The organism is Marinoscillum sp., from assembly GCF_965229915.1.
GTDB lineage: Bacteria > Bacteroidota > Bacteroidia > Cytophagales > Cyclobacteriaceae > Marinoscillum.
Genome location: NZ_CBDDJZ010000001.1, coordinates 2,490,003 through 2,513,056 on the forward strand (window position 1 = coordinate 2,490,003; position 23,054 = coordinate 2,513,056).

Annotated in this window: 22 protein-coding genes; 5 read left to right on the plus strand and 17 right to left on the minus strand. The window is 41.5% G+C overall.

Features of this window, described 5'->3' with window-relative positions:
- The 7 genes from atpF to ACO067_RS10805 form a co-directional block, all read right to left on the minus strand.
- The gene (gene atpF / locus ACO067_RS10775; RefSeq protein ID WP_421873909.1) at positions 1 to 495 is read right to left on the minus strand and encodes a F0F1 ATP synthase subunit B; all 495 of its coding nucleotides are present in this window, start codon (positions 493 to 495) and stop codon (positions 1 to 3) included.
- Positions 496 to 560: 65 nt separating this feature from the next.
- On the minus strand, positions 561 to 806 hold the full coding sequence (gene atpE / locus ACO067_RS10780; RefSeq protein WP_258099515.1) for an ATP synthase F0 subunit C: 246 nt from the start codon (positions 804 to 806) through the stop codon (positions 561 to 563).
- Between the two features lie 34 nt (positions 807 to 840).
- A complete protein-coding gene (gene atpB, locus ACO067_RS10785; protein ID WP_421873911.1) occupies positions 841 to 1,854 on the minus strand; it encodes a F0F1 ATP synthase subunit A in 1,014 nt (337 codons plus the stop codon).
- Between the two features lie 24 nt (positions 1,855 to 1,878).
- On the minus strand, positions 1,879 to 2,271 hold the full coding sequence (locus tag ACO067_RS10790) for a hypothetical protein (RefSeq protein ID WP_421873913.1): 393 nt from the start codon (positions 2,269 to 2,271) through the stop codon (positions 1,879 to 1,881).
- Positions 2,268 to 2,525, minus strand: a complete 258-nt coding sequence (locus tag ACO067_RS10795) for an AtpZ/AtpI family protein (RefSeq protein WP_421873915.1) — start codon at positions 2,523 to 2,525, stop codon at positions 2,268 to 2,270. The genes ACO067_RS10790 and ACO067_RS10795 overlap by 4 nt, the downstream gene beginning before the upstream one ends.
- Positions 2,476 to 2,898 (minus strand): bactofilin family protein, encoded by a 423-nt coding sequence (locus tag ACO067_RS10800; protein WP_421873917.1) that lies wholly within the window; start codon positions 2,896 to 2,898, stop codon positions 2,476 to 2,478. The genes ACO067_RS10795 and ACO067_RS10800 overlap by 50 nt, the downstream gene beginning before the upstream one ends.
- 19 nt (positions 2,899 to 2,917) lie before the next feature.
- Positions 2,918 to 3,781, minus strand: a complete 864-nt coding sequence (locus tag ACO067_RS10805; protein WP_421873918.1) for a M23 family metallopeptidase — start codon at positions 3,779 to 3,781, stop codon at positions 2,918 to 2,920.
- Positions 3,782 to 3,877: 96 nt separating this feature from the next.
- Here ACO067_RS10805 and ACO067_RS10810 point away from each other — a divergent pair, with 96 nt between their 5' ends.
- From ACO067_RS10810 to uvrC, 3 genes are read left to right on the plus strand one after another with little or no spacing between them, the layout of a single operon-like run.
- Positions 3,878 to 6,436 (plus strand): tetratricopeptide repeat protein, encoded by a 2,559-nt coding sequence (locus tag ACO067_RS10810; protein WP_421873920.1) that lies wholly within the window; start codon positions 3,878 to 3,880, stop codon positions 6,434 to 6,436.
- Complete coding sequence (locus ACO067_RS10815; protein WP_421873922.1) at positions 6,436 to 8,700, plus strand: transglycosylase domain-containing protein; 2,265 nt, start codon at positions 6,436 to 6,438, stop codon at positions 8,698 to 8,700. The genes ACO067_RS10810 and ACO067_RS10815 overlap by 1 nt, the downstream gene beginning before the upstream one ends.
- Positions 8,700 to 10,511 carry an excinuclease ABC subunit UvrC gene (uvrC, locus tag ACO067_RS10820; RefSeq protein WP_421873924.1) on the plus strand — a complete coding sequence of 604 codons (1,812 nt, stop codon included), beginning with the start codon at positions 8,700 to 8,702 and terminating at the stop codon, positions 10,509 to 10,511. The genes ACO067_RS10815 and uvrC overlap by 1 nt, the downstream gene beginning before the upstream one ends.
- A gap of 30 nt (positions 10,512 to 10,541) precedes the next feature.
- On the opposite strand, the gene gldN is transcribed toward uvrC, so the two are convergent.
- The 8 genes from gldN to ACO067_RS10860 form a co-directional block, all read right to left on the minus strand.
- Positions 10,542 to 11,381, minus strand: a complete 840-nt coding sequence (gldN, locus tag ACO067_RS10825; protein ID WP_421873926.1) for a gliding motility protein GldN — start codon at positions 11,379 to 11,381, stop codon at positions 10,542 to 10,544.
- A gap of 10 nt (positions 11,382 to 11,391) precedes the next feature.
- On the minus strand, positions 11,392 to 13,041 hold the full coding sequence (gldM, locus tag ACO067_RS10830) for a gliding motility protein GldM (protein ID WP_421873928.1): 1,650 nt from the start codon (positions 13,039 to 13,041) through the stop codon (positions 11,392 to 11,394).
- A gap of 32 nt (positions 13,042 to 13,073) precedes the next feature.
- Positions 13,074 to 13,838, minus strand: a complete 765-nt coding sequence (gene gldL, locus ACO067_RS10835; RefSeq protein ID WP_421873930.1) for a gliding motility protein GldL — start codon at positions 13,836 to 13,838, stop codon at positions 13,074 to 13,076.
- 74 nt (positions 13,839 to 13,912) lie between these two features.
- A complete protein-coding gene (locus ACO067_RS10840; protein WP_421873932.1) occupies positions 13,913 to 14,947 on the minus strand; it encodes an SUMF1/EgtB/PvdO family nonheme iron enzyme in 1,035 nt (344 codons plus the stop codon).
- A 157-nt stretch (positions 14,948 to 15,104) separates the two neighbouring features.
- On the minus strand, positions 15,105 to 16,064 hold the full coding sequence (locus ACO067_RS10845) for a type IX secretion system membrane protein PorP/SprF (protein ID WP_421873934.1): 960 nt from the start codon (positions 16,062 to 16,064) through the stop codon (positions 15,105 to 15,107).
- 57 nt (positions 16,065 to 16,121) lie between these two features.
- Positions 16,122 to 16,907 carry a uroporphyrinogen-III synthase gene (locus ACO067_RS10850; RefSeq protein WP_421873936.1) on the minus strand — a complete coding sequence of 262 codons (786 nt, stop codon included), beginning with the start codon at positions 16,905 to 16,907 and terminating at the stop codon, positions 16,122 to 16,124.
- 35 nt (positions 16,908 to 16,942) lie between these two features.
- Positions 16,943 to 18,031 (minus strand): DUF4271 domain-containing protein, encoded by a 1,089-nt coding sequence (locus ACO067_RS10855; protein WP_421873938.1) that lies wholly within the window; start codon positions 18,029 to 18,031, stop codon positions 16,943 to 16,945.
- On the minus strand, positions 18,028 to 19,686 hold the full coding sequence (locus ACO067_RS10860) for a ShlB/FhaC/HecB family hemolysin secretion/activation protein (protein WP_421873940.1): 1,659 nt from the start codon (positions 19,684 to 19,686) through the stop codon (positions 18,028 to 18,030). Before ACO067_RS10860 ends, ACO067_RS10855 begins: the two co-directional genes overlap by 4 nt.
- Before the next feature lie 39 nt (positions 19,687 to 19,725).
- Here ACO067_RS10860 and hemW point away from each other — a divergent pair, with 39 nt between their 5' ends.
- Both hemW and ACO067_RS10870 read left to right on the plus strand, forming a co-directional pair.
- The gene (gene hemW / locus ACO067_RS10865) at positions 19,726 to 20,856 is read left to right on the plus strand and encodes a radical SAM family heme chaperone HemW (protein ID WP_421873942.1); all 1,131 of its coding nucleotides are present in this window, start codon (positions 19,726 to 19,728) and stop codon (positions 20,854 to 20,856) included.
- Between the two features lie 35 nt (positions 20,857 to 20,891).
- Complete coding sequence (locus tag ACO067_RS10870; protein ID WP_421873944.1) at positions 20,892 to 21,257, plus strand: hypothetical protein; 366 nt, start codon at positions 20,892 to 20,894, stop codon at positions 21,255 to 21,257.
- Here the strand turns inward: ACO067_RS10870 and ACO067_RS10875 are convergent.
- Entirely contained in the window at positions 21,254 to 21,976 is a 723-nt protein-coding gene (locus tag ACO067_RS10875; protein ID WP_421873946.1) for a LytR/AlgR family response regulator transcription factor, read from the minus strand. The two genes, ACO067_RS10870 and ACO067_RS10875, sit on opposite strands and share 4 nt — an antisense overlap.
- Positions 21,973 to 23,004, minus strand: a complete 1,032-nt coding sequence (locus ACO067_RS10880; protein WP_421873948.1) for a sensor histidine kinase — start codon at positions 23,002 to 23,004, stop codon at positions 21,973 to 21,975. The genes ACO067_RS10875 and ACO067_RS10880 overlap by 4 nt, the downstream gene beginning before the upstream one ends.
- Positions 23,005 to 23,054: the final 50 nt, after the last annotated feature.

Consider the following 23,054-nt stretch of genomic DNA (forward strand, 5'->3'; position numbering starts at 1 on the left):
TTAGTTTACTTTTACTTCTTTCAAAAACTTGTCAATAAGTGCCTTCTGTGACTTGTCGTCTGAAAGCTTTTCTCTCAGAAGTTTTTCGGATATTTCAAGAGACAAACTAGCCACGAGGTTTTTCACCTCAGCCAATGCTGTTTTCTTTTCCGATTCGATTGTTGCCTTTGCATCAGCGATCATCTTGTCAGCGATAACAGAAGTCTCATTTTTTGCGTCTTCCTTAATTTTGTTAGCTATTGCTTGTGCGTCTTTGAGCAATTTATCTCGCTCTATTTTTGCTTCTTGCATCAAGTACTCATTGTCCATCTTGACCTGCTCCATCTCAGCTTTGGCGTTTTCCGCTGCTTTCAATGAATCTTCGATCAGACCTTCTCTGGTTCTTAACGCACTCATGATTGGATTCCATGCAAATGCTCTCAAGATCAACAGTACGATGATAAAAGCAACTGCTTGCCAAACGATTAGACCAATACCAGGAGTTACCAGTTCCATATCTTTATTCTAGATTGTTTGTTAAAAAAGCAAAGTCCCCCCGCTATCCGGGAGGACTTAATGTCTTATGACTTGAACGATATCAGTAGACAAACTACCACACCGAACAGGGCAACACCCTCGATAAGAGCCGCCGCAATAATCATTGCAGTTTGAATCTTACCTCCAGCTTCTGGCTGTCTAGCGATAGATTCCATAGCAGAACCACCGATTTTACCAATACCTAATCCAGCGCCTATCGCAACCAGACCAGCACCGATACCAGCGCCCATAATTGCCAAGCTCATGTCCATTAATAAACTAGCTAACATAATTTGTATAATTAAGAATTAAACATTCAAACTATTAGTGATGAGCTTCTTCCACAGCTGCACCGAAATACATCGCTGAAAGCAAAGTGAAAATATATGCCTGTAGCAACGCCACAAACAGCTCAAGAAAATTCATAAATATTGAAAAGGCTACACTCGCAGGTGCAATCCAAACACTTTCGAAAATGAAGATCAAACTCAACAAGCTCAAGATGATGATGTGACCCGCTGTGATGTTAGCAAAAAGTCGAACCATCAAGGAGAATGGCTTGGTTAATATACCGATAAGTTCAATAGGGATCAGGATCAACAAGATCGGCTTTGGTACACCTGGCATAGCGAAGATGTGCTGCCAATAAGCCTTACCAGAGCTCGCCAGCGTAATGATCAACACGATGAATGCCAACACAAAGGTCACTGAGATATTTCCAGTGAGGTTAGCTCCACCTGGCATCAAGCCCAGCAAATTGTTGAACCAGATGAAGAAAAATAAAGTCAATAAAAACGGTAAGAACTTCTTATACTTTTTCTCCCCGATATTCGGGATAGCAATTTCGTCTTTAATAAAGAGAATGATTGGCTCAAAGAATGACTGCAAGCCTCTCGGCGCCTCTCCAGGATTTCTTTTGTATGACTTAGCGATTGATAAAAACACCAATAACATGAGAATGATACTCACAAACATAGAGGCAACATTCTTGGTGATGGATACATCTATTACTGAGGTGCCGTCAAGCGTTTTGATGTGACCATGATCAATCTCATAGTTACCATAGGCTACTTGCTCATGATCGTCATTGTAGAAGTTGCTTGAAGAAAATACTTCCACTCCATTGTCTGTATATAGAATCACTGGCAAGTAAAGAGTGCCATAGTGACCATCAAAGAAATGCCACACATAGTCATCAGTGATGTGGTGGGTGATCATCTCCCCAGGGCTGAAAGATTCGCCCTCTCCTCCTGCAGCAAGTGATTTATTGAGACCTGCAAATGTCAAAAGGGTAACAAGACCAGCAAGTCCGATGATTTTCCTCAAGGAAACGCCCATTTTCAAAGGTTTTCTGATAAAATATTATTGGCTACTCAAATTCGGCCGCAAATTAGCCACAAGAGTCGTCATTTCAAAGACTAAATAGACTAAATAAACAGCAAAGAAGTTGATAATAAACAACTGCTGAGCGTCGATTCCGATTAGCAGCACAAAGATACAAGCAAAAATAGAAGTGAGCAGCCTAAAGGCCACAGAACCAAGGAGAAAGAGATGTAATTTATCCGTGCTATTTCTTTTTGCCCAGTCAATAGCCAGATTGATGATCAGACCCTGGATAAAATAAAATGCTAAAGTGCCCCAAACTGCTCCATGGATGTATTTGGCCAAACTACTTTGCTGAACGAAAAAGCTGATCAAACCAAGCAAACAGGTAAATACGATATGAATCGGCGTTAACCGGGCGAATAATTTCATTGGATTAGTTCCTTAATGGCAAGATACATGGAGGCAATCACCGAGAATAAAGATAGTCCCGCAGTAAATGCAGGAAAACTCATTTCGAAATACTCATCCAGATACATGCCACCAAAGACTCCTAAAAGGATGGTAGCAATCATCTGAAACCCCAAACTAGTGTATTTAATGTAGGCGTTATCAGGCTTGAACTTAAAGCCTTCCTCAGGATTGGGCTTTGAGGAGCGGTTTGTCTTCTCCTTCTGCTTTGCCAATTTTGATTTCTTTACTTTTCACTCCCATTTTACAGCTACCATTGAAGGCAGCTCCAGACTCCACAATCAGCTTGTTGGTAATGATATCTCCATCAATTACTGCTGTCGGTTTCAGGACCAGGATCTCGGTCACTTCTACTGTACCAGTAATGTGCCCAGCTATTTCTGCATTCTGAGCCAAAACACTACCATCCACTTGAGATGATTGGCCAAAAGCAGCTTTGGACTTAGTCTTGATATTACCTATCACCTTTCCTTCAATACGAATGTTTCCAAAGGTCTCAAGATTTCCCTCCAGGATGGTTCCCTTTCCAATAATATTGCTGGAGTTACTCAATTCTTCTGCTACTTTCTGTTCCTGCTTATTAAACATGGGTTCTTTTTTATTTTCTTTAGAAGGCGACATATTCCTGTGGATTCACTGGGTTTCCATTTTGCCACAACTCAAAATGCAAGTGTGGTCCTGATGTAAGCTCTCCTGTATTGCCAATGATCGCAATAATTTCTCCTCCGCTTACAAAATTACCAACGTTTTTTAATATTTCCGAATTGTGTTTATACACAGAAATTAAGTTGCCCCGATGTTGAACTCCAATCACATAACCGCTATCTAGTGTCCAGGAGGAAAAAATCACCACTCCATCTGCGGCACATTTCACTGGTTCATTTTCTTTAGCTACGATATCCACCCCATAGTGATCACTCTTGGGGTTGAACTCATCAGTAACCATTCCTTCCATCGGAGTAAACAAAAATAGCTCTCTAAACTCGTCGGATCGGGATGTTTGATAAGTCAAGACACCTATATCCTGTTGCTCAAACTCCGCACGAAACTGTGAGTCTATCGGTTGGATACTCTCCCTGAAGCCTACCTCAGGATTGGATAGGGTATTCTCATCAAAATCCTCCATGGTTTCAGCAGTAGTCACCTCACCACCAATAATCTTACGAATATTGGTCATATACTGATCCTTTAAGGCAATTTCGTACTCTAATGAATCGATCTTCATTGTGAGATCTACCAGTTGCCTGTTGGATTGCATCATGGCAAAGCGAGGATCCAGCCACTCTTCCAACACTACTGTCACCAAATACACTGAAAAGGCCATGGTCAAGAGAAAACCCGCAGTTGCTACTAACAACGCCCGAGCATAATTGAATCTTATGGTCTTTTTCTCAGCAAAATTCTCCTCATTTCTAATAATGAGTAAGTATCTGTTGGTAAGCCAGTTTGATATAGTCTTCTTTGGTGCCAAATAGCTGAAATTTAATGAGGCTCAAATATATTGAAACCCGACTGTTTATCTTTACAAGATTCTGTAGGGATATACGTTAATTTGCAAATATCTATTGTGCGAAGGAATCTCATCATTTATTTAGTCTTTATTACGGTGGTAGTTGCTGGATGTTCCACATACAGCAGTAATCCAATCGGTTCGTCCTATCACAACCTGACCGCTCACTACAACGCCTACTTTATTGCCAATGAGCGCATGAAGGAGATAGAAACCTCCTTGTACGAAGGCTTTCAATGGAATTACAACAAAGTCTTACCCATTTATGTGCCGGTTGATTCCAATGATGCCAAAAGCCTGGAAGAACAAATAAACGACTGTGTGGAAAAAGCTTCCATCGCCATCCAGCGTCATGAAGGCTCCCGATGGGAGGATGATTCATACGTGCTAGTTGGCAAAGCTCGCTACTACGCACTGGAATATGCAGATGCTATAGAAACATTCAAATATGTAAATAAAGAAGGTGAAGACGATGACGCCAGACATGAAGCGCTAATCGAATTGATTAAAACTTTTGTGGATTTCAATGAGATTAACAATGCCATTGTCGTATCAGACTTTTTGAAAAAGGAGGATCTTAGTTCGAAAAATAGGAGAGAACTCAGCATGGCGAGGGCTTATTTGTATCAGAAACGAGACGACCTGGATCAACTGGTCAAACATCTGGTGGAAGCGGAAGCCCTAATGAATAGAGGACAAGAACGGGCTCGCATCGATTTCATCATTGGTCAGGTCTATCAACAGTTGGGATTTGAAGCTGAGGCATATAATTACTACCAGTCATGTCTGAAAAACGGACCAGAATATGAACTGGAATTCTACACCAAATTGAACATGGCTCAGGTTAGTGAGCTCACCAGCTCTGGGGATGTCAAGAAGATTAGAAAATATTTCCGGAAACTACTCAAAGACACAAAAAACAAAGAATACAAGGATAAGATCTACTACGAGATGGCCAATTTCGAACTGAAACAGGGTAACCTGAATGAGGCCATTGGGTTTTACAAAGAATCTGTCCAAACTTCAGTTAATAACCAGCGGCAAAAAGCCTACTCTTACCTGAAACTAGGTCAAATCTATTACGATAGCCTTAAAAACTTTGAACTCGCACAAGCTTACTATGACAGTACCGTCACCAGCATGCCCAAAGATGAAGACGGCTATGAAAAAATTAAGCAACGTCAAGAGGTCTTGGATGACTTTGTTAAACAAATCACCATCATCCGTACCAACGATAGCTTGATCTCATTATCCAACTTGCCCTCTGACTCACTCATGGCTCTTGCCACCTCTGTAGCCGAAGAAGAGGCTGCCAAAGAGGAAGAGAAAAGAAAGAAAGAAGAGCGCAGGAAAGAGAACATAGCCCGAAACTCTTCATTCGATACGAACAGTGGCGATCTAATAGGGACGAATCCAGTGTCAGGTGCAACCTGGTATTTTTACTCATCAAGTGCTCTTGGACGCGGGGCTTCTGAGTTCAAGCGGCTTTGGGGAGATCGACCACTGGAGGATAACTGGAGGAGAAGTACCAAAAGTGGAGCCGATGCTGTAGCCCAATCCACCAAATCGGAAACAGAAACTTTGGATGCTTCTGAAACTACCGAAGATAATATCCAGGGAAGAATTGACGAGTTGATTGCCTCTGTACCAAAATCACAGGACCAAATCGATCAAATGCTAGGTGAGGTGGAAGTGGCCCTTTATGAACTCGGTAATATTTATAATTTTCAATTAGAAGAAAAGTCCAACGCCATTCAAACGTTCGAATCCCTGCTGATCCGTTTCCCAAATTCGGAGTATGAAGCTGAAGTATTGTATCAACTTTATCTCCTGTACAAAGATGGCAATGAGTCTCTGGCCCAGCAAAAAGCCGCTATTTTAAAAGAGAAATTTCCAGACTCCATCTACTCCAAGTTGATTGATAACCCCAGATACCGAGAAGACAGCCAATTGCTCACAGAAAAGCTCAAGAAGGTGTACACGAGAGCCTATGAATTATACAATTCTGAAGAATATGCCTTGAGTCAATCTATTCTAGACAGTGCATTGCAAGCGTCAGCAGATAATAATTTTAAAGATAACCTGGCATTGCTTCGTGTGCTGAATATTGGTAAGCAGGAGGGGCAATACAAATACCAGTACGAACTCAATAATTTTATAAAAAATTATCCAGATAGTGATTTGCTGACCTATGCCCAATCACTGTTGAAAGCTAGTGAGGATTATCAAATCAATCTTTACAACAGTGCCAAAGCTAAGTTCGTGGAGTACTTTGATCAAAGACACTATATTGTGATAGTTTACCCTAACAAAGATGACCTGTCACAAGGCATCACTACTGACCTGGATGAATTTATTAAGTCCAAAAATTTAGGGTTAACTACAGGTAACTTGATTCTGGACGAAACCAATGCCCTGGTGCTAATCAACGATTTTCCTGGAAAATCAAGTGCAAAAAACTTTTTGAAATTGATGCAGGCAGAAATCTCTTTCTCAGATAAATATAAAGGTGAAAAGATTTACACTTTTGCCATTACCGAGGATAACTTTAATATCTTCTATCAGACGAGAGATGTCAACGCGTACCTCAACTTCTTTGATAAACATTATAAATAATGAATAAGAAAGCCTTACGAATCATAATTCTTGCTATTTGGATAGTGTTCATTGGAGGTACAGTTTCGGTCTTCAGTCTGTTTACCATGGTCAAGAACGATTTTAATGGCTGGTTTGGTGGTTTACCGAGCCTGCAAGATCTAGAGAAACCAGACCCAGATTTGTCTTCAGAGCTAATAAGTGCTGATGGTGTTTCTTTGGGTAAATACTATCGCAAGAACAGAACTCCAGTAAGCTATGACGAACTCTCAACTGAACTGGTTAATACACTGTTGGTCACTGAGGACATCCGGTTTAAGAAGCATTCGGGTATAGATTTAAAAGGCCTGATTAGAGCCATCATTGGTAAATTGACTTTTAGCTTTCAAGGAGGTGGATCAACCATCACCATGCAGCTTGCAGAAAACCTTTATAAAACCTCTTCCGCCAATCAAGGCAGTTTATATGAAATCAATGGGTTAGGACAATTCATCACCAAACTGAAAGAATGGATTATTGCCGTTCAACTGGAGAAATCCTATACAAAGGAGGAAATCCTTGCCATGTATCTCAATACTGTAGAGTACGGCAGTAATTCCTATGGAATCAAAGTGGCAGCCAACACCTTCTTTAATAAGCTTCCATCACAGATAGAATACAAAGAAGCCGCCATACTAATCGGTTCCATTAATGCACCTACTCGCTATAACCCTGTGTACAATCCAGAAAATGCACAAGCGAAGAGAAGGGAAATCCTGTATAATCTGTATAAATATGGACAGATCGACAAAGTAGCTTTTGATTCTTTAAAAGTATCAGATTTTGGGTTGAATTATAAAGTAGACAACCATAATGAAGGACTCGCCACTTACTTTAGGTCTGTCATCGGTAGAGATCTTCTTGCCTGGAGCAAGGATCATGGATACGACCTATACGACGATGGACTCAAAATCTACACCACTATCGATAGTCGGATGCAACAATACGCTGAGGAAGCAATGGCAGAAGCGATGGATACTTTGCAGCAAATATTTTTCAATCATTTACAAGGTGATGCTCCATGGATTGATAAGGAAGGAAACGAGATGGAGGGATTCCTTCAGGATGCTATTAAAAAAACATCACAGTACCGCGGACTTTCAGACCGATTTGAGGATAATAATGACTCCATTGAATACTACCTTAATCTCAAACAACCCATGACAGTATTTAGCTGGGAAGGCGAGAAGGATACGCTTTTTAGTGTTTACGATTCGCTAGCGTATTATAAGCACTTCCTGCAAGCGGGATTCATGGCTATGGATCCAAAAAATGGTCACATCAAAGCATGGGTTGGCGGCATCAATCACAAGTACTTCAAGTTTGATCACGTGCGCTACGGCAAAAGACAGCCTGGTTCTACCTTCAAGCCTTTCATTTACACAGTGGCAATAGACAATGGATGGTCCCCGTGTCAGCAGGTAGTGGATGCCTCTGTAACCATAGCTATTCCAGGTCAGGAAGCCTGGCAGCCAGAAAATGCCAACGGCAAGTTTTCAGGTGAAACAATGACCATTCGGCAGGCAATGGCACGTTCTGTTAACAGTATCACCGCTTATGTAATGGATAAGGTCACACCTCAAACGGTAGTAGACTATGCACACAGAATGGGTATTGACAGTGATTTGGCTGCCGTTCCATCCTTAGCTTTAGGGGTGAGTGATGTGAGTCTCTACGAAATGCTTGGAGCTTATGCCACATTTGTGAATAAGGGGGTTTATACTCAGCCATTCTACATCTCCAGAATCGAAGATCAAAATGGAAACGTCATTCAGCAATTTGTACCTGAGACTCGAGAAGCGCTCAATGAGCAAACGGCCTATGTCATGCTCCACATGCTCAAAGGAACCACCGAGGAACCAGGAGGTACAGGTATGGCATTAGATCGGGAGCTTCGTGTAAATAACGAAATAGCCGCCAAAACAGGGACAACTCAAAATGCTTCTGACGGTTGGTTTATGGGCGTAACCAAAGATCTGGCCGCTGGGGCGTGGGTAGGTGGTGACGACAGATCGATCCACTTCAAGTACTGGCCCATGGGTCAGGGTGCCAGGACGGCTATGCCAATCTGGGAAAGATTCATGACAAAGGTTTATGCTGACCCAACTTTGGGAATAGAAAAAGGAGAATTTCCAAGACCAGTGAAACCAATTACGGTTGAATTGGATTGTTCCAAATATGATAACCTAACTCAGCCTTCAGATACCTTGTCAGCAGATTTGCCAAGTATGGACGATTTCCAATAATGCAATCTCAAAAGTTTTCTACCAAAGAATACAACCAATTACCCAATCAACCGGGTGTCTATAAGTTTTACAACCAGGAAAACACGATCATATATGTCGGTAAAGCCAAAAGCCTTTCCAAACGTGTAGCCAGTTATTTCAACAAAAGTTCTGATCATAATCGAAAAACGGTAAAGCTAGTTCGTGAGATCGATAGCATAGAAATAGTCATAGTTAACAGTGAGTTTGACGCACTTCTTCTTGAAAACAGTTTAATCAAGGAGAACCAACCGAAGTACAATATCCTACTTAAGGATGACAAGAGCTTCCCGAGTATTTGTGTGACCAACGAACGCTTCCCAAGGATATTTTCCACCCGACGTATCATACAGTCTCAGGGAACCTATTTTGGGCCTTACACCAGTGTAAAAGCTATGAATGGCGTACTGGATCTGATTCGAAAACTTTACACCATCCGTACTTGCAGTTTAAATCTTAGTGAAAGAAATATCACATCGGGCAAATTTAAAGTGTGTCTGGAATATCATATTGGCAACTGCCTGGGACCTTGTGAAGGTTTACAAAGTGAAGATGACTATCAAAAAGACATAGAATCTGCCAAAGATATCCTTAAAGGGAATATTTCAGTGGTTCGTCAGAATTACAAAGAGTTGATGAATGACGCAGCCAGTAACCTAAAATTTGAATCAGCTCAGCTCTATAAGGACAAGTTGGACCTGTTAGAGAAATTCCAGTCCAAATCGCTTATCGTTAATCCAAAACTGAACAACATAGATGTATTTGGAGTGCTGAAGGATCAGGACAGCTATTTTGTCAACTTCATGAAAGTAGAACACGGTTCTATTCGTATTTCTGAAACCATCGAAGCTAAACCAAAACTAAATGAGCCGGAGAACGAATTTCTGCAGGTCCTTTTGTTTGAACTAAGAACTCAGTTTGCTAGTGAAACGAATGAGATTTTGACGAATAAAGAAATAGAAGCCTGGGGCTCTGTAGAGATCATCCATCCAAAAATCGGTGATAAGCGCAAACTACTGGACTTATCCATTAAGAATAGTTCATTCTTCCGAACAGAAAAGATCAAGAGAAAGAATGAGTCTACCAGCCCCAAGGAAAAAGTGTTAGCCATTCTTCAAAGTGACCTTGGGCTAAAAGAATTACCAAAACTCATTGAGTGTTTTGATAACAGTAACATCCAGGGAACCAACCCAGTATCATCAATGGTCTGCTTCAAAAATGGGAAGCCGTCCAAAAAAGACTATCGCAAGTTTAATGTGAAGACCGTAGTAGGTCCTGACGACTTTGCCAGTATGAGAGAAGTAGTCTTTAGGCGGTACAGGCATCTAAAAGAAGAAAGCCTTCCATACCCCAACCTGATTATCATTGATGGAGGCAAAGGACAATTGAGTTCAGCTTGTCAGTCATTGAAAGAACTAGACTTATATGGAGCTATTCCGATTGTAGGCATAGCCAAGCGGCTAGAAGAAATCTACTTTCCTGAAGATGAATTTCCAGTACACATTAGTAAAAAATCTCCTTCATTAAAGCTAATACAACATCTCAGAGATGAAGCTCACCGATTTGCCATTACCTTCCACAGACAAAAACGTAGCAAGGCATCTATTCAATCTGAACTCGACACCATTAAAGGAATCGGCCCTAGCACTAAACAGCAACTTTTGAGCCACCTAAAGAGCATCAAACGCATTGCAGATGCTTCTCAGGAAGAACTGGCATCAATCATAGGGCCTTCAAAGGCGCAAGTTATTTATGAACACTTCCAGCAAAAAAAAGAGGGATCAACAACTTGATCCCTCTTCTGTATTTTTAAGCACAAACTCCTAGTATTCCCAGAGTTCGCTTTCATATTCCATTAACTCGTATTCAAGCTGTTGCTGCATCATCACAGCTTCATATGGATCGTTTGTTTGCTGTCTGATATCCAAACTTTGTGCGTTAGACACCTCAGTGATTGGTGCTGAGAATAACCTCAATTCAAACGCGTCTCCATAATTTCGATGTTGCGCCTGATTTTGGTTGTTATACCAAATAGCTCTATCCACATACGGTCCTCTGAACAAGTTCACCACATCCTCATACTTGAAATGTGCTACTGGTTTCTCGAATCCAGCAGGGTTGTAAGTAGATCCTGCTCTACCAGGTAATACGAGAGAGATTGATTGAATGTACCAATACATTCTTGATCTATTTCGATCAAACAATACTCTTTCTCTCAGATAAATGACATCCATTGCAGTAGGAGGGATTGGATCAAACTGAGGCTCTGAAGACTGCTGTGAGTTGGTTTCGTTACCAAATCCTCCGCCGAATCCGCCACCAAATCCGCCACCATCAAATCCACCACCCTGAATTTCAATAGATGTATTCGCCTGGAATGCACTATCCGACATCAAATTGATGCATGAATCAGTTCTATATGGCTTAATCAATCCAGCGTTTACGCCTTCAATCAGCAAACGAGGCAGCTCTCCATTTATAGAAAAGAAGGGAGAATTCTGCTTCTCTCGTAAATCCATCCGTCTCCATACCATTCTTTCGAACATGATATGGGCTTCTTCAACTTCTGCTTTTATTACGGGGATCTTCACATCCATCTCCTGCGCTAGCAGCATAGGAGAGGTCAAAAGACCCAAAAGCATTGCATAACATAATTTTTTCATAACCTGTTTATTATTTGAGAGGAATCGTAACAATTCTTTGGAAATTGTTAAAATCCTCTACTTCACCTCTAAAGTTTTGACGTTGAACCTGCTTAATCTCAATCACCAAATTGTCTCCTTTTCTTGCTTGAGATACAATAGCTCCTAAATTCACCTGCGGACCTGAAGTAACAGACCCTCTACCAATTCCACCACTTACCAAGGTAATTGTAGCCTGCGCTACCCTGAACTTAGCATCTTCCGGCAGGAATTGCTGGAAACTTTCATCTGCTACAGCTTGTAGGAAAATTCTTGGAGTTTTCGCATCCATTCCATCTTTCAAGTTGATCGGACCCTGATTAGTTCCTGGTACGATTGTCGGTGCAGGAATACCTCTCACTTTGAATGTTCTTGAGCCAATGTAGTTGCCACTACTAGACACTTTCAGTTCCACATCCTGGCCGTTGGTAGGTACTACTGTAACCTGACCTTTACTGCTTCCACTTTGATAAGTTCTAGCATTAGAGGCACTGAATGAAGGATTGTAAGCTACCCCTAATTGTGGCACCTGTACATCCAGATTATTACCACATCTCAAGTATAATGCCTGAACAGACGTGGATTGGATTTGAATCGTAGGTTTCACTACGAAATACTCGTAAGTTTCTTTGAAGGTAGTATCAATACCACCTGGCAGTGTCACAGTAATGGCTGCTTCATAAGTTTTTCTGGCAAGACCATTCTCATCAAAAGAGGAAGAGTTAGCTGTGAACTCTACCAATCCTTGTCCATCAGTCACCTCGATCTCATTGCCATCATAAGTCATAGTAGGTGTCATCCCTGAAGAAGACGCTGCAATGAACATTTGAGCAGTATACTTAGTGCCAGCAGCAACATATTTACTTTCTGGTTTCACCATAGGGATGATTCTGTCAAATTTCACATCACCAGCTCCTACTTTCTTAGACAAGAAGTCCATCGCACCAGTTTCGTAGCTTAGCACCCTTGATTGGAACTCACTGATCGTAGCAAGTCCAGCTGGGGTAGGTGAACTGTCAAATGCTAGAGTAGAGAATGGCTTTCCTTGTTGGTTCGGGTCTTCACTGTAAATCGGATCCTCATCTGCGTCTAAAGCTATAGGTCTATAGTACGTTAGATCTGATTCCTCAGCTCCAACTTCTGTTAGCTTCTCTCTCACAAATTGGGCATATCCATTTAGAACCTCCTTCAGTCGAGCACCATGTCCTTCTCCTCCTTCTTCTTCAGGCATCATATAATGACCTACTTTGTCATAATCTGTTTTACCTTTCAGGTGTTTAGCATCTCCTTTGTATTCTCCTTCGTGTCCTTCCTCGTATCCCCCTGTTAGGGTTACAAGCGTATCTTTTAATAGAGTCAACTCCTTAAGCACCTCTGATGCTTTAGCGCGGATTTCTTGAGCTGCCTCCATCACTGCTTGGTCCTTAGGGCGGTTACCGGTTTCGTTCACCATATCTACAATGCTCTCGAGCACAAGAGCATTTCTCTCATCGGTTTCTCTATTAGCCCGAACAAGAGAATCATCCAGAAATACGAACTTATCAATGACTGTAGTGGATACGTTCAGTGCTAACAATGCAGTAAGCACCAAATACATCATTCCAATCAGTTTCTGCCGTGGTGTTTCTTTTCCTCCAGCCATAGTCTTTTCTTTTTAGCGTGTTAAGTTGGGAATTAACCTTGTTTCATTGCACTTAGCATGTTGCCATACACCTTATTAAGTGAAGCAATGTTGGTTGTAAGTTGGTTAAGTTCAGCCTGGAATGCTGTAGTTTCTTTTCCAGCATCTCCCATACTTTCCAATGCTTGAGTCAGGTTAGAGTAGAATTTGTTCATTGACTTGACGTGTCCTTGAGCATCTTTTAACTCCATCTCATACACTGCATTCAATGCGCCCAAGCTCTTGGTTACATTCTGCACTTGTGTATGATACTCTTTAGTATCTTTAGCAGCTTCAGTCATTGACTTCATGCCTTCCATACTGGCAGCATAGGACTTGTTCATTTCTACAAGTGTACCTGAAGCAGTTTTTACGTTCTTAGCATATTCGTTTGTAGCAAGAGCAGCATCTCCTAGTTGAGCCATTTTACTGGCTGAGTCAGAAAGATTTCTCATCCCATCTCCCAAACTTTTAATCAACTCAGGACCAACTTTAGCGTCAGCAAGCATCTTATCCATGCCAGCTGCTACACCAGTGTTTCCGCCTGAAGTTACTTTTCTTGGAGCAGCAACAGGACCATCATAGTCATCAGCTAACTCTGGGTATACTTTAGCCCAATCAATTTCTTTGTGTTTTGGCTCAAAGGAACTCAAGAAGAATATTACAGCCTCTGTAGTAAGTCCAATTACCAACATCGCTGTAGCTCCTGGCCAGTGTGATATTTTAAACATCGCTCCTACAATTACAATCGCAGCACCAATACCGTAAATTTTCGGCATTATCGTTGAAAAGAGAAGCTCCTGAAATCCGCCTTTTTTGCTCATTGTCTTATAATATTTAGGTTAGTTTTATCTTAAAATTCGTATCCTGATGATCTACCAAGATAAGTCATTGCACATCTAAATCCTATAGAAGATCTAGCTGAATCTCGATGTTCGTATGTTCTTGTTCCTGTCTCCAGGTAATAGGCAATATCTTTCCAAGAGCCTCCACGAACTATTTTGTAATCAATTCTTTCATCGTAGTAGGTTGGGTTCAAATCCCATACCAGTGGCATTGCTGAAGGATTGTAAGCATCTTCGCACCATTCTGCCACGTTACCAGACATGTCAAATAGACCATAATCATTCGAGAAATAGGTAGCTACCTGAGATGTATAGGCAAAGCCGTCATCAAAGTAATTACCACGACCTGGCTTGAAGTTGGCCAAGAGACATCCTCTTTGGTTCCTTATATATGGATTACCCCAAGGATACTTTGCCATATCTCTTCCTCCTCTGGCTGCATACTCCCACTCAGCTTCTGAAGGCAGTCTAAATGCCGGCATGATCGGAAGACCAACGCTCTGTCTGTATTCATTTAAATGTTGAGTTCTCCACTCGCAGAAGTATTTGGCCGCATTCCAATCAACTCCTACCACCGGGTAGTCATCAAATGCTGGATGTGACCAATAGTAAACAACCATAGGGTCGCCCATATGGTGAGTGAAGTCTTCCGTCCATACCATAGTATCAGGTAATAAATCTGCAATTGAATAGCCTGCTGGCAAATCAACTTCAGATCCTTCTGTGATAGCTTGGGTGAATTGACGGTACTCGTTGTTGGTAATTTCGGTTTCATCCATGAAGAATGCCCCGATTGTAACCTGTTTGTTCAGGTTAATTTGTGTGGCAGCTACATCTTCGTCTGCCTGACCCATGTGAAAGGTACCAGCTGGAACAGCAATCATTCCATATGGTCTGGTCATTTCCCATCCCTGCCGATCGGGAACACCTATTAGTTCTCCATTATCGGAAGATCCTCCACCAAAAAGTCCGCAGCTTTGGGATAGAAATCCCAGTGCAAGAAGGCTTAAAGTGGAAAACTTTAAAACACGCATATTATTCATAACACCTTATTTGAACTTGCAAGTATGTAAAATAAACAAACTTTATCAAAAAATATTGTGACTTCCTAAGCCTAAATATATAACCTTCTGCGAATTCGGCACAAATTTTATCTTCAAAATACCCCTTTTTATGGATGAATCTCTAAGATATGGTCTCTTAAAAACTGAACCGCGGAGTTTTTACCTTTTTCTTTCCACCAAAAACCAAATTCGGCAAATCATACCTCACGAAGATTTCATGGGTGGTGGCTGCTTTTGCATTTTGATTGACAAACACATAGTCAAAGGAATAGCCAACTTTCAATTCTTTGTTTTCCATCAATGCATAACCAAGATATAGGATAGCCGACTCCTGTCGTCTGTAGGAAATGCCAGCCCATACTCGCTCCCCTATGGTCATGATGCCTCCCAGGTCAAAGGTCACAGTCTTCAAATCGGATCTAACTAACACTGTGGGAGAAATGGACAGATTGTCTTTGATGGTGATGGTGTACCCAGAGTGTGCGGCATAGGTCATAGCCAGTTTGTTATCCAAACCGTCCACGCCATAATTAAAGCCCGGCTCCAGAATATTCTGTACTCCTGCTCCAACAAAAAAACCTTTATTGCTTCGATAAAAAACACCCGCATTCAGGTTAGCCCCAATCTGAGTCTGCCTGCCACCTCCGGGAATAATGGGATCATCTGGTTCATTTGGGCGATACAGGTCGGTGTTTAATGATTGTGAAAACAGAATGGGTGTCACTCCCACAGCAACGATTCCTCGCCTGAGCTCCTGAGTATAGGTAAGTGGCAATCCTGCCTGTAGATTGGTAATTGGCCCAAGATTGTCATTAATCACATTGAACCCAAGAGAGGAAATAGGGAAGTTCTTTACCGGAACGAGTGCTGTGAGCATCTGAGTACTTGGGGCTCCTCCAGACCCATCGAATGAAGATGAGTACCCCAGCCACTGACTTCTGTGCTGAAACGCAACAAACGCTTCTGACTCACCACCTGCCCAACCCGGATTGAAGTATGTTGGATTGAACATGTAATGACCAAAAAAGGGAGTGTTCTGTGCCTGTGCACAATACACTCCCCAAAATATCATCATGCTAATCGCAAATCTTTTCATAACAGCATTTTCATTAAAAAAGCTAATAACAAAAATACCCTTATTACTTAGAGATTGTTATAGGTTATTTGCTTTTTTAATATAATATTCCAATGCACCGGTCATAGATGGGGCATTAGGTAGAGGTGCCTGAATGTCCAAAATCAACCCTGCATCTCTTACAGCTTTGGCCGTGGTAGGTCCAAACGCGGCAATCCGGGTTTTGTTCTGTTTGAAATCCGGAAAGTTGTCAAACAATGACTTGATCCCTGATGGACTGAAGAAAGCCAAGATGTCATAATAGACATTTTCCAGATCCGACAAATCTGAAGCCACTGTTCTATAGATGATGAGCTCAGACCAAGTGTATCCATTCTTATCTAAGAACTCTGGAATGTCATCTTTTCTAATATCTGAGCATGGAAAAATGAATTTCTCCTTTTTATGCTTTTTCATAACTTCCAGCAGGTCCTGCGCAGTGCGTTCTCCTGTGAAAATCTTACGCTTCCTGATCACGATATACTTCTGCAAGTAGTTAGCAGTCTGCTCTGAGATGCAGAAATACTTCATATCGGTTGGTATTTCCACTTTCGTTTCGGCAGCTAATCGGAAAAAATGATCCACTGCGTTTCGGCTGGTGAAAATCACCGCTGTGTGATCAAGGATGTTCACTTTCTGTTTTCTGAATTCCTTAGAATCCACCGGATCAATCTCAATGAACTGTCTGAAATCAATTTTGAGATTATACTTTTCGGCGAGTTTGTGGTACGGGGAATTTTTGTCTGAAGGCTCTGGTTGCGACACAAGTATAGACGATACTTTGTTAAGCCTTTCTTTGTCTGTAACTAACAATTCTTCACTCATTCCTTTCAAATACTGTTAAAGTACGGCTGTTGATCTTACGATTTTAATAACCAATAGATGATTACAAAACATGGTAAGAATTCGGTGGTGCAAAGGTAGGTAATTATCATTAGTTTTCTATGCGAATAGAATTTATCAAACTTTAATATCATCCAGAACTGAAAGAATATCAGTAGGATAACATAGAGGATAACAATGAACCAACGAATTTTCTCTGAGGTGAAATTGAAGAGGGTGTAATCAACTGAGGACAAGACTAATGCGATGGATGTCAGCAGAATCAAAAAATGAATGAAATCCTGGTTTTGGATATTAGGAAGGTCTTTGAACTGAAAGATGTAACCAGCCACATTGCTCCAAATGAACTTCATTAGAAGCATAAGTACTCCAATAAGTGCAACCAGTAATACACGAGGTACGGATACCATCCAATCCGGATTTAATCCAAGTGATATTAGTTGATAGCCCAAATAATAACTAAGTAGTGAACCGAGCACTCCCAGATACATGAGTGCATATAGATTATCAAAACTGAAAAAACTAGCATAAGCATCTTCCGCACTTAACCCACGCAACTTCAAACTGAGCGGATTACTGTAAGACTTGCTAAATGTAGCCGCAAAAAAGCGTCTATAAACGCCTGCCATCACCAGCAGCAAACCCACTAATAATAAGTAGCTGTTTTGATCCAGATGACCTTTTTTACTTATTCGACCAAACAAAAGGCCATTAGAAGACCCTATCACCTCCAGCAACCTAGTGTTTAACTCAGTCTGCCGCCAGTCTTTTCCATAAAACGTGAGAGTGGGATTGTCGAGATGAAAATTTCTAACCGAGTCTACGTTTAAGGATACGGTACCTTTGAAATTGTTTTGATATATCTGATCTCCGATCCAGATATCGAAGGGCACTTTGGCTTCAATGCGAAGAAGCACCCCCGGCTCGGATGGAGGTAATTCAAAAAACACGATATCACTTTTGCGCTCGATGTATGGGATAGAGTTGCCGGCCTCATCAAAGGTTTGCCAGGCTGATGACAAATCTTCTATGAACACGGTATCCTGCTGGGCTGAGAGGTCAGTAGCCAAAGTAATCAGCAGTAGTAAAATGGCGTTTCTAATCAAAATCTTGAAATGTACCCTAAATGGACTTTTACATTTGTGAAATCGGCTGAGATGTCCTCAGACCAGCCAATGGCTGTAGCAAAGGTAAATAAGCCCGAAGAAGTATTTAAAGATAAGCCCAATCCTGCACCCATGGGTAACCTACTGGAGTTTAAATCTCTCTGTGCTGATACATCATAAAACAGCATTAGATACGAGTTTTGTTCGAAATACTGCCGAAGTTCCATTCTGGATAAAAAGAAGTTTCTGGCAAAGAAAAAGTTCTCATTAAACCCTCGCAGGGAGTTCAGTCCACCAATCCGATTGAACTCATTTCTAAGTAACTGGTCACTTACCAGCACTTGACCAGATAATGAGTGATAAAAGGCTAAACCAGATGCAACAGGCAGCTGATATCTAAAGCCTCCAGTAAGTCTGAGCCTGTTGGTCTGTAAGGATAAGGTATCATAAAATGAAACATCAATGGCTGGGTTTTTCGATATCTTTTTGTCCCCAAGGGACACGCCTATCCGGTACTTCATTTCCTTACCAAATGAAAAAGGTAGATTGTAATAGACACTCCTCAGACCCAGAGAATACATCCCAGACTGATAGTCGGCAATACCACTACGCAAATCAACCTCGGTAGCATCTATCAAACTTCCATTTTCTTGTTCATAACCCAATACCAGTTCAGAAGTGGTCCAAAGATTGGTTCCCAGTTCCAGCTTCCACATTTGCTGGAGAAATGAGCTGTCTTGCTTGAGTATGTTTAGATTGAAATTGGCAAAAAGTGGTGATGAAAAAAGGTATGGGTGTGTATACGAAATGTCCGCAGACTGTGATTGATCTGCAAAACGATTCCAGTTTATACCGAGGGACTTGCCGGAGCGAAATAAATTGGCCAGATACAAGTCCAGATAACCAGTTATCACTAACTCATTACTCACCGACTGATTGGGTAAAAACCCAATGACTCCTTCAAATGAGCTTTGCTGTAAATCTTCCAAATCCAGATAAATGGTCGTCTTGCCTTCGGCGAATGTAACATCTGGAGTTTGACGGAGCTGTACAAAAGGCAATCGTTTGAGTTTTCTTGGGATGCTCAGAAAAGCATCTTCAGAATACGGCATTCCTGGGCGAACATCTAATACTCTTTGCAGAAAGCTGGCGCTAACATCCACCGCATTTAACAGAACCAATGAATCATATACAATTGACGGGCCTGGATCTATTAATAAGGACGCATGCAAGAGATCTGACTCACGACGGATTCGGGTCATAGATATGCTGGCAAACGGATGACCTTCATTGATTAGTTCATGCAGCTTCTTCCTGGCCGTGATCCAATAAAGACTGCCTGATTTCGGTATGGTGGTCTCGAGTGAATCGTAGTAAACGTCATAGGAATATATGGCGTCTAAGGTAATGCTATATGATGCCCCACGATGCAGGTATATCGAGTCTCCCACTATACTATCCATGCCTGCGTAGAGATGGCCTTGCTTCCAGAGATTCAATAACCTTTCATTCACTGCGGCCTGAATGCCGACTGTGTCCTGGACTGAAAGACTGTCTACCAACTTAGCATCCTGAAACACATATCGCCTCCGTTGTGCCCAACCAGCGGTAAGAAGCAGAAGTAATAGACTGACATGGATAAACCGAAAGATCATAGACGCACGATGTACCTTTGCAAGATATAGAACGAATTGATGGCTGGCATTTATATTCATATTCCATTTTGCAAACAGGCATGCCACTACTGTGATTTTCACTTTAGTACCAATCTCTCACGGCAACAAGAGATGGTCGATGCTTTGTCTACCGAATTGAAACTGCGAGCTCATGAGCTTTCTTCTGAGCACATTGAAACCATCTATTTTGGTGGTGGAACTCCGTCGCTATTGACGGACATCCAATTGGAGCATCTCCTGCATGTCATTGAAAGCAACTATCGGGTTATAACCAACCCAGAAATAACCCTGGAAGCTAATCCTGACGACCTGAGCGAACAGAAATTATATTCAATTAAATCCTGCGGTGTAAATCGGCTGAGCATCGGAATTCAAACATTTGATGAGGGTCGGCTAAAACTGATCAATCGCGCCCACACACAATCTGAAGCAGAAAAATGTCTTGTGAATGCTCGAAAAGTTGGTTTTAATAATATATCGGCTGATCTGATCTATGCCATCCCTCCAGATGACCTTAGCTACTGGAAGAGTGACCTGAACACACTACTGAGCTTCGACCTGGAGCACCTTTCTCTTTATGGACTCACTATTGAGGAGCGGACCGTATTTGGAAACTGGCACAAAAAAGGGCGGATCAGTGAAGTCTCAGAAGATACAGCTGCCAGACAATATGAAATGGCGATCAAAACAATGAAGGCTGCAGGATATGAACACTATGAAGTGTCCAACTTTGGTAAACCCGGATTTGAATCCAAACACAATACGGGCTATTGGGAGAATAAGAAATACCTGGGAATAGGCCCGGGAGCTCACTCATATGATGGGGTGAATCGTTCTTTTAACGTAAGTAACAATGCACAATACATCCGGTCTATCAAGGATGGGAAGTTGCCTTCCAGTGTTGAATCACTTTCAGAAACCGAAAGACTAAATGACTATTTATTTACTCACTTACGAACAAAAAAAGGACTGGACTGTACAGAAGTTTTGAAAAAATTCGGCGTGGATTTGCTGATGGATTACAAAAACCTCTTCGACCAGTGGCTGGACGAACATCTGATCCAATTAAACGAAAATAGATTGTCTCTTACCTCAAAAGGTTTCATGATTGCTGATGAAATCACGTGGAGATTGTTTTATGAGGATTAGAATTCTTACTTTTAGCATCAACCACCTTTGCATTAATGGATAAAGAACAGAAAAAGGCCGTTATGCTCTTGAAATCATTGATCCTGCACTACCATGGATTGGATGATGATGAGCGAGAGATATTGGAGAATGCTGCTACGAGGTTAGACAGTAAGGAAGAACTGGATTGGGCCAATTCGTTTATCTCAGAAGACTATTTATCAGCATTTGAAAGGTCCCGAGACTTTTTCGCCAAGATCATAGTGAAGTTTACAAATGAAGAGCGAATCGCCCACCTGCAAGATGCTTGGGAAGAAAACCACCAAAAAGGCTATGTCACTGAAATGGAAACCACAGCAATGATCAACTTATCCAAAGACTGGCAAGTGGAAAAAGAATTTCTGGAGGTGATCCAGAACTAAAGAGACATCTTTTCTTTGAACCGTGCTGCTTGTCTCCGGCTTACTTCGATCTTCTCGCCTCCTTTTAGCTGCACCAGCAACCCTCCATTGAACCAGGTATCAATATTCTCCACCCAACCCAAGTTGATGATATGCTTCCGACTGGCTCTAAAAAAAGTACGATCGTCCAGTCTTTCGTCCAGAGCATTTAGTGATTTGTGGATCATCGGCTTATTACCGGCGAAATAAACCTTGATGTAATTCCCGTCAGATTCAAACAGGCGTACATCAGCCAATTTTACGAACCAGCATTTGTCTCCATCTTTCACAAACACCTGGTCTTCTTTACCCAACGTTCGCTTATCCGATGATTTGGAGGCCTTACTATCTTCAGTTTCTACTTTCAATTTGCCAATAGCTTCTTCTAATCGTTCTGGTTGAATTGGTTTGAGTAAATAGTCGAGGGCGTTGACTTCAAAAGCTTTTAACGCATATTCGTCGTAGGCTGTTGTGAAAATAACTTTTGGCACGGAATCTAACGCCTCCAGCAAATCAAATCCTGTTTTGCCAGGCATCTGAATATCCAGAAAGATCAACTCCGGATTGAGCTGATTGATCTTCTCCAAAGCATCATCCACATCCGTAGCTTCACCAATTACTTCAATTTTTTTATGTGGCTCTAACAAGGAGATCAGCTCTTTGCGTGCCAATCGTTCATCATCTACAATTAGTGTTTTCATAAAGTCTTCGGTAAAACTACTTCTGTTAATACAGTCTTTTTGTTTTCATTAAATATCTGAAATGAAGCCTGATCACCATAGATCAGCTCCAATCTCTTGCGTGTGTTATTAAGCCCAAAGCCGGACTTCATATCTGTTTTGCCCGTTTCGTATTGGCCCGCATTTCTTACCTGTATTAGCAACCGTTCGTTATCCACTCGAGATATTATCTCGATCACTCCACCATTACGCAGTGTAGACACTCCATGTTTGATTCCGTTTTCTACGAGTGTTTGGATCATCAATGGAGGAATGAGGTAGTCGAGTGAATTTTCATCAATGTCGAACTTTGTCTTCAAACGCTCCTCATAGCGAATGGTTTCAAGTTCCAGATAATCCTTGACCATTTCTAACTCTTCTGCAAAGGTTACCAGCCGTTGGCGATCTACAGTGAGGGAGTTTCTGAGTATGTTGGATAGCTGTGTAATCGCACTCTTAGACTTAATTGGATTTTCGTCTACGAGTGCTCGAATGCTATTCAGAGCATTGAAAATAAAATGTGGATTGAGTTGTGATCTCAAGTTTCGCAATTCTATCTCTTTGGCCGCAGCCTCATATTTCAGCGACTTATTGTACCGCTCGAAATAATGAAAGATAAAATAGAATATAGTCCATATGAAGTATATGAACATGGTAAACAATACATTGAAAAATATGGTAAATGGAGCAAAATCCTGGCTGTTGAGTTCATCGATCAGCGACGAGTAGCCAAGTAAAAAGATGAAATTGAGCGCACTCAAAACGAAAATGAGTGAGAAGAGCCTCGGTATCAGCTGGACGAAACTGAGATTTAGCCAGTTGCGATTGATGACAATAAACCGTAGAAGATGAGTTGACCAGAGATAAAATAGCACCAGCAATAGCTCACCAATGATGTGATAGATATCAGGAGAGTTCTGGTTGGCCGTGGCGTACAAAAAGATCTGTAAAAGTCCATATAGGGACCACCCACCAATCTGACATACCCAGTAAATTCTCCGTTTATTCATGAATACTCCTCACACTAAACTCCCAAAAGAAATAAAATTTGGGAGCTCCG

Bases quoted from the DNA above. Each gene is read 5' to 3' on its own strand.
- atpF (WP_421873909.1), bottom strand. From the start codon at position 495: ATGGAACTGGTAACTCCTGGTATTGGTCTAATCGTTTGGCAAGCAGTT.
- atpE (WP_258099515.1), bottom strand. From the start codon at position 806: ATGTTAGCTAGTTTATTAATGGACATGAGCTTGGCAATTATGGGCGCT.
- atpB (WP_421873911.1), bottom strand. From the start codon at position 1,854: ATGGGCGTTTCCTTGAGGAAAATCATCGGACTTGCTGGTCTTGTTACC.
- ACO067_RS10790 (WP_421873913.1), bottom strand. From the start codon at position 2,271: ATGAAATTATTCGCCCGGTTAACGCCGATTCATATCGTATTTACCTGT.
- ACO067_RS10800 (WP_421873917.1), bottom strand. From the start codon at position 2,898: ATGTTTAATAAGCAGGAACAGAAAGTAGCAGAAGAATTGAGTAACTCC.
- ACO067_RS10815 (WP_421873922.1), top strand. From the start codon at position 6,436: ATGAATAAGAAAGCCTTACGAATCATAATTCTTGCTATTTGGATAGTG.
- uvrC (WP_421873924.1), top strand. From the start codon at position 8,700: ATGCAATCTCAAAAGTTTTCTACCAAAGAATACAACCAATTACCCAAT.
- gldN (WP_421873926.1), bottom strand. From the start codon at position 11,381: ATGAAAAAATTATGTTATGCAATGCTTTTGGGTCTTTTGACCTCTCCT.
- gldM (WP_421873928.1), bottom strand. From the start codon at position 13,041: ATGGCTGGAGGAAAAGAAACACCACGGCAGAAACTGATTGGAATGATG.
- gldL (WP_421873930.1), bottom strand. From the start codon at position 13,838: ATGCCGAAAATTTACGGTATTGGTGCTGCGATTGTAATTGTAGGAGCG.
- ACO067_RS10840 (WP_421873932.1), bottom strand. From the start codon at position 14,947: ATGAATAATATGCGTGTTTTAAAGTTTTCCACTTTAAGCCTTCTTGCA.
- ACO067_RS10845 (WP_421873934.1), bottom strand. From the start codon at position 16,064: ATGAAAAGATTTGCGATTAGCATGATGATATTTTGGGGAGTGTATTGT.
- ACO067_RS10850 (WP_421873936.1), bottom strand. From the start codon at position 16,907: ATGAGTGAAGAATTGTTAGTTACAGACAAAGAAAGGCTTAACAAAGTA.
- ACO067_RS10860 (WP_421873940.1), bottom strand. From the start codon at position 19,686: ATGATCTTTCGGTTTATCCATGTCAGTCTATTACTTCTGCTTCTTACC.
- hemW (WP_421873942.1), top strand. From the start codon at position 19,726: ATGGCTGGCATTTATATTCATATTCCATTTTGCAAACAGGCATGCCAC.
- ACO067_RS10870 (WP_421873944.1), top strand. From the start codon at position 20,892: ATGGATAAAGAACAGAAAAAGGCCGTTATGCTCTTGAAATCATTGATC.
- ACO067_RS10875 (WP_421873946.1), bottom strand. From the start codon at position 21,976: ATGAAAACACTAATTGTAGATGATGAACGATTGGCACGCAAAGAGCTG.
- ACO067_RS10880 (WP_421873948.1), bottom strand. From the start codon at position 23,004: ATGAATAAACGGAGAATTTACTGGGTATGTCAGATTGGTGGGTGGTCC.